Genomic DNA, 4,962 nt, shown 5'->3' with positions numbered 1-4,962 from the left:
GAGTGCAGGGAAAACCAAGATGCAGGCGCTGGGTGCCGCCATGAGGAAGCTGCTCCAGATCTGTTTTGGGGTGGTGAAGAACCAAAAAGAATATATGCCTCAAGCCGCTTAAAACACGCTTGAGGCATATCTGGAGAGATGGTATCTACAGTGCAGGTTTGCTGCTGGTCTAGGACGGCGCCCCTCGATAGTAATGCCACAAAAACAACGACCCCACGCTCCGCCATGGCGCCCAATGCTCGATCAGATCCCTCGCCTGCTTCGGCGTGGGTTTCTTCTCCAATCCTTTCAGGCGCCCTAACGCAACCTGGATCGCAAGGTCGTCCGCGGGAAACACGTCCTGGCGTCCGAGTGAAAACATCATATAGATCTCAGCACTCCAGCGGCCGAAACCTCGCAAGGCAGTGATCGACTCGATAACTTCCGCGTCTGTCAGTTGGTCCAGCCCTTCCGCATCAAAGGTTCCGGCCAGTTGCGCCTCCGCCATCCCTTTGGCGTACTCGATTTTACGAAACGACATGCCTGCCTCTCGTAACGCCTGATCTTCAACGGCGATGACACGCTCAGCAGTTATATCGCCCAACAACGCCTCTACACGCCCGCGGATGGCGTTAGCGGCTTCGGTTGATACCTGTTGCCCGATAATGATCGACAGAAAAGCGCTGAATCCTGTGGGACGGACACGTGGTTCGGGAGCACCGATCAAGGCATACGCCTCGGCGATCTCTGCATCGATTTCGGACAGGGCTTCCAGTCCTTGCACGATCTGTATCTTGTCGATCACGTTTACCTCTGGGGTGTGACTGCTTTGCATTACTTTGATGGCTTCTCACGAAGGGCTACGAAAACTCGGAACGTCATATTGCGCAAATCATAGTGAGGCTCGCCACCCGATTCTTGCTCAGTTTCCACCGTAAGTTCGGAAATAGCTAAGCGTAGCGTTAGATCGGTATTTTGAGCCTCAATAACCATCGTGCGGTTGTTGCGCGCAGATCGCATACGGACCTGCGAACCGATGAAACTGTTTAGATCTAAAGATAACGCATCATATCCCTGCAGGCTAAAACTCATGGTGCCGTCAGCATACGAGGCCGAGAATGGGATTTCAGCGTTGAAATGTAGCGCCCAGGGTTTCTGTTCAACGCAGCTATTTTTGTAGCAATGCAGAGACTGCCGAGGGGTTACCCAATCAAAACCACTCACATCCATGACCCGGTTATAACCTTCGCCACTGCTAAAGTTCATGATCTCTTTGTTGCTTCCCGGGTGTCGCTCGTATTCGCTGATCAGAGTAAATCCGAGCAGCTCCCCAATCTCGCTCACCGTGTATTCTTCTTTGCGCTCGTCCCCCTCGGGCAGCCAGGGATCAATTCGCTCCAACTGGTTGCGACGGTCCAGGTAGCGCAGGATTGAGCTGATGCTTTTGCGATCACTGAATGGCACTGTTTCGGTGGCTGCTTGCAGCTTGCCTGATTGAAGCAGGTCGTTAGATTCGAGCAATGTTTGTAGGCGGTTGAATTGGTTGTTTACGGAAAGGCTGGTTGCACTCAACGGACCAACAGCGGCAATGACCAGTAGCAAAGTAAGTGATAGAAACAGCGTTTTCAGCGGCGGTCGCGCGACGGTAAACGCTATGGCGAGTCCGCCCAGCCATACCACCGATACAGCCACGTAATAACGTGCTTCAGTTAAGCCGTACTGATCAACACGTTGGAAAAGCGCCAGCGCCTGCATGGCAACTGGGATGATCAGCGCAGGGAAGAATATTCGCTGTAGAAGTCGTAATAGTGCGCCACCCTGCTCGCGTTGTGGCCAACCCAGGAAATAGGTCAGTACACCTACGCAACCAAAACCGGACACCAGATAACTCAGTTGGCCTCGCGGTAGTTCCTGCTCGATGCCGATTTTTACGAAGTACGCATATAGGATCAGCAAATATGCTGTAACCAAGGGTGCGAGCACCTTTTGTACGATGAAGTTCTCGTAAGCCGACAGGTTCAGTTCGGGCTGAAGAAAATGGTCGGGATCGTTCGCATAGGTCAACGCGTACAGCGGCGCCAATACCAGCAGACATGCACTCCAGATATCACCGTACAGCTCAGATGGGATATCTGCTCTGAACAGGTATTCGATGCTGGCCAGCGAAATAGAGATCCCCCCGCCCCACAGGACACCCGCCAACGCTGCAAACAGTGCACCGTGATACAGGTGAACGCTGAATCCCCATGTCGCGTCATCGAAACGACCACGGATAAACGGTGCGGAAGATACAGAGAGAAACAATGCCGCAAACAGCGGCACTAGCAGCCACAGCAGCGTTTCGCCTTCGCGACTAAACACCTGCCACGCCAGCAGCGCAAATATGCCCATCGCCATCGCGTATTCCCGGAACTTGTTCCAGCCCAGGCCCGATGCGATCAACCTTGTAATCACAAACCAAAGATAGCCACAGGCGGCAAGTACGAATTGCTGGCCAATAACATCCAGTTGTTTATCGATATCGACCACATCGTGAATGACCAATACCATCAAGCCAAACAGGTAGAGGCTACAGGCGACCGGTAGCGGAAACCGCAACAGGGTCTCTTTAAATGCGTCTATCGGGAGTAGACGCTGTATTAGGCTGGTCATATGACGCTCCGGGGCGGAACAGAGGACAATTTAGTGTAGGTGGGACAACGGGCGGTTCACTGAGTCGTGATACCGCCCGTAACAGAGGAGCTTATTTTTTCTTCCAGTTGCCGTTCTGCAGCTGGATATACTGGCCTCGCGGTGTGCGCTGTTGCAGACGCTGGCCCATGCGTAGCTCAAATACGCCCTGCTCTACACCTGCGCTGGCAGCACTCTTCTTGTATGCAGCTTTACGTTTCTTGTTGATATCGCTGACCAGACGTTTGAGGTCAGACGGCGGATTGGAAACTACGATACCCAAATAGCCGTTGGCGCGTTCACCGATCAGGCCTTGTGCTTTCGCTTCATCCTTTGACACTGCCCAAGCCGAGGTCGCAACCAGCGACAGCGCGAGGGTAAACACGGTCAGAATCTGTTGTATTCGACGAAACATAGAAATACCTCAACTCCTTAAAAGATATCGCCCTGTTCATCCAGCAGCGTATCGATCTCTTTATCCACTTTGACAAGAATCTCATGCTCAATCTTCACGTTAAGATTGATCGTGATCGGTTCACTGGGGACCGCCACTTCGACCCTAGGCGAACAGGCTGTCACGCCCATCGCTGCCACCAATACTAAGAGTGGTGGCATGCTTGTATTCAGTTTCATCATCACACCTCTGTTGTGTCCTTTCTGACGTGAAGTAAGGAAGGTACCAATTAGTCCTGTGAGTACTCTGCAAGTCCTTAAGCCTGTAGATGCTAGGCGTAGTTTGCAGTTAATGGCTCAGTCCTTAGCAAAAACTACAACACCGCAGATGCAGGCTTAAGGGCTTGCCCTTCGGGGCGTTCGGGATGATCCACACTAGGTGTCAGTGCTTCTTGTAAGGTCCAGACATTACTGCAAAGCACTTCCTTGATTGTGAACCATCCCGAATGCCAGTGTGCCTACAGGACTTGTTGGTACCTTCCTCAATCACCGTACCGTTTCTCCAACTTTTCCGTCAATTGATCAGCGAACTGCAATGTACGCATCAGGTCCGGTATGTTCTCCTCCACGTTGATTGTGAAATCCACCGGATGTCCGTTATTCCAGTCTGGGTTTCTGCCTTTGAGTCGCGTGTTCAGCAAGGCGGTACCGTCGGGCTGATAATTGAGTTTGATGTCCAAAGTATCGTACTGAAAGTTCTCCAGTGCACCCAAAGCCATGCCCAAGCCTGGATTGGTGGCTGCGTAGGCGGCTACAGCGGCGTCCGGCTGGAAGCGGATAACGCCACCGTCGGGTGCGGTCAAATGGCCATCGTTCACGCTTGCGCCCTCAGCGTTGTAGCGAAGCGGAAAACGTCCGCTCAGCTGACCGCTGCCACTCAGGCCCTCTTGTTGCTCGAGTTTCAGTATTTCCGCTACATCCAGTTGGTCTACCGTAACTGAAGTAGAGATATCCGGTGACCGGAGAGCCGTTTCAAACCCATCAACGCGGATATCTCCACCCAGCATCTTGGCACTCAGCGGTTCTACTGAAACGGTCCGTGTGCCTTTCGCAGTTTGCCTGAACCTGTAGCCTGTGGAGATGTTGTTTACCTCTACACCGCTAAACAACGACCCGACCGTCAGTATGCCCCTATCGCTAAAACCACCTGATGCGCTGTAACGACCGCTGGATTGCCATTCGATACCGCGCAGCACTGTTTTCCCCCAGCCGGCTTCGCCGCCATTCACTGCATTCCAGAACTTCAGACTCAGCTTACCGCCCTGAACTGATCCCTCGCCGTTATGATGAAAGCGACCGCCCAGCAGGCTTAACTCCGGTGGTATCTGCTTCGCATAGGGCCTCAACGTATCATCGAATCCCGGCAGGTTAACGGTTGCCAGTTTCCAGGCCAGGTCCGTACGCCCCTTCTTAAGGGTCGTTGTTGTAGTGCCATTCACTTTTACCGGTAAGCCTTTGGCCAGCAGAGTGAAGCGGCTGGTTGCTCTGCCAGGGCTGATACTGAACCGGGTTTTCAATGACAGGTTCGGCACCTTCTGGCCTGGCATCGTTACCGCCACCTCGGGCAGTTCCAGTGTTCCTTTATATAGATGCTGGACCAGATCGGCTGAATCAACACTGAACTGAACCGGGCTGATGGCTGCACGGACGTCTCCCTGTCGTATAGAGGAGAGATGCAGCTGGCCGCGGATCGGCATATTGTGGAGGGTTGGCACCGGAGTTGTTTCGGATCGGGTCATCCCGTCGAGATTAAGAGAGACGTTTATTGGACGATCCAGAACCAGATCCGCTTTAGCCAACCGGATATTGGGCAGCGCAACCGGTGTCACCTTTACCGTGCTCTTTTGAGCAACACTGAGA

Annotated in this window: 5 protein-coding genes and 1 pseudogene; 1 reads left to right on the top strand and 5 read right to left on the bottom strand. The window is 53.1% G+C overall.

What is annotated here, in order from left to right:
* Positions 1-112: pseudogene (locus ACEQ15_RS13485) on the top strand (IS110 family transposase); the annotation flags it as partial.
* A gap of 57 nt (positions 113-169) precedes the next feature.
* Here ACEQ15_RS13485 and ACEQ15_RS13480 read toward each other — a convergent pair.
* The 5 genes from ACEQ15_RS13480 to ACEQ15_RS13460 form a co-directional block, all read right to left on the bottom strand.
* Positions 170-814, bottom strand: coding sequence for a DNA-3-methyladenine glycosylase (locus ACEQ15_RS13480; protein WP_370279730.1), 645 nt, complete (start codon positions 812-814; stop codon positions 170-172).
* A complete protein-coding gene (locus ACEQ15_RS13475; RefSeq protein WP_370279729.1) occupies positions 814-2,631 on the bottom strand; it encodes a DUF4153 domain-containing protein in 1,818 nt (605 codons plus the stop codon). Before ACEQ15_RS13475 ends, ACEQ15_RS13480 begins: the two co-directional genes overlap by 1 nt.
* A 91-nt stretch (positions 2,632-2,722) precedes the next feature.
* A complete protein-coding gene (locus tag ACEQ15_RS13470) occupies positions 2,723-3,064 on the bottom strand; it encodes a YdbL family protein (protein ID WP_370279728.1) in 342 nt (113 codons plus the stop codon).
* A 17-nt stretch (positions 3,065-3,081) separates the two neighbouring features.
* Complete coding sequence (locus tag ACEQ15_RS13465) at positions 3,082-3,282, bottom strand: YnbE family lipoprotein (protein ID WP_370279727.1); 201 nt, start codon at positions 3,280-3,282, stop codon at positions 3,082-3,084.
* A 302-nt stretch (positions 3,283-3,584) separates the two neighbouring features.
* A partial coding sequence (locus ACEQ15_RS13460; protein WP_370279725.1) for a YdbH domain-containing protein occupies positions 3,585-4,962 on the bottom strand: 1,378 nt, incomplete at its 5' end.

This window comes from Pontibacterium sp. (assembly GCF_964228735.1).
Lineage (GTDB): Bacteria > Pseudomonadota > Gammaproteobacteria > Pseudomonadales > Balneatricaceae > Pontibacterium.
Note: the sequence above shows the minus strand (reverse complement) of the source record. Positions and strands in the feature narration are given on the sequence as shown.